The organism is Candidatus Hakubella thermalkaliphila (assembly GCF_013281975.1).
GTDB lineage: Bacteria > Actinomycetota > Humimicrobiia > Hakubellales > Hakubellaceae > Hakubella > Hakubella thermalkaliphila.
Genome location: NZ_BLRZ01000368.1, coordinates 1 through 799, shown reverse-complemented (window position 1 = coordinate 799; position 799 = coordinate 1). Strand labels below are relative to the sequence as shown.

Here is a 799-nt window from a genome sequence, read left to right as displayed (position 1 = left end):
TTCATGGTATTTGGACGCATGGGAGCAAAGAATATTCAGATGAACTGATTCGTTTAATTGATATTGAAACCACCTCTGAAACAGAAAAGTTCTTTAAAGAACTAAAAGAACGCCTTAAAATAAGATTTCAGCAGATAGAGATATGGATAACTGCGCATCCGATAGGTTGATTTAATTGGGCGCTATATCTTCCCTTTGTTTATGTCTGAAAATTCTTCGACAAGTTTATAGAACACTTTTCAATTCTTCCAGCTTTTTCTCCCAGTATTCTTTTCCCTGTTGTGCAAATTCCCATGCCATCAGGTCATCGTACTTTTCATAATCTTCTGCTTTAGATTCGTATTCTTTTTTGAACTCCTCTAATGTTTTTCCATATTTATCATTAAACCAATTTACCTCATCAGTAAACTTAGAAATCCTGTAAAGTATTTCAGTGAATAAAGAATCTTTTATTACTTCTTTTGCCTCCTTGAATTCCAGTTCGCTTATCAAGCTTTCAAGTCTGTCATCTATCTCTAACGCCTTCATTTATACCCACCTCCCATGTTATGAACCCATTATATCACAATTTTTGGCTCCCCCGTCTTTTTTCATAGCCTATCATTATATTTGGCGGTGTGTTCGGGTCAGTGACAAACGGCGGAAGGTAGCAGTAATCAGCCATCTGAGGGACGGCATAGGCGGACTGCAAGGGTAAAAGCATAAACAAAATAGCAATAAAGACAGCGAAGATTACCCCTCTATGTCCCCCATTGGCAAGGGGATACAACCCCCTTTTATTCCCCTTAACAAAGGGGGA

At 38.2% G+C, this 799-nt stretch carries 2 protein-coding genes; both read right to left on the bottom strand.

Annotated features, from left to right (window positions below; genetic code table 11):
* Positions 1 to 225 precede the first annotated feature (225 nt).
* On the bottom strand, positions 226 to 528 hold the full coding sequence (locus HW443_RS12205) for a hypothetical protein (protein ID WP_176238332.1): 303 nt from the start codon (positions 526 to 528) through the stop codon (positions 226 to 228).
* A 34-nt stretch (positions 529 to 562) separates the two neighbouring features.
* Positions 563 to 799 (bottom strand): hypothetical protein (locus HW443_RS13105; RefSeq protein ID WP_219857262.1); only part of this gene is annotated, 237 nt, incomplete at its 5' end.